A 274-nucleotide genomic window follows, 5' to 3' on the forward strand; every position below is an offset into this window, starting at 1 on the left:
AGATCGCAGGTCCCGGCAGCGCATCCACGAGCAGTGGTATCGCAGCGGTTTCGCGCATCCCGGGCAGCATGGAGCTCTGGTGGGTCGGCGGAAACGGATCCGTCGAAGGCGCCTACTGGTACGATGGCCAGCCCTGGGCGCGGTACCAGATCGCAGGTCCCGGCAGCGCATCCACGAGCAGTGGTATCGCAGCGGTTTCGCGCATCCCGGGCAGCATGGAGCTCTGGTGGGTCGGCGGAAACGGATCCGTCGAAGGCGCCTACTGGTACGATGG

General features: G+C 66.4%; 1 protein-coding gene. It reads left to right on the forward strand.

What is annotated here, in order from left to right; translation table 11 throughout:
• Positions 1 to 68: 68 nt before the first annotated feature.
• The coding region (locus D7V77_RS45475) for a hypothetical protein (protein ID WP_233597602.1) at positions 69 to 274 on the forward strand (206 nt) is incomplete at its 3' end.

The sequence above is a fragment of the Corallococcus sp. CA041A genome, from assembly GCF_003612075.1.
Classification (GTDB): Bacteria; Myxococcota; Myxococcia; order Myxococcales; family Myxococcaceae; genus Corallococcus; species Corallococcus exiguus.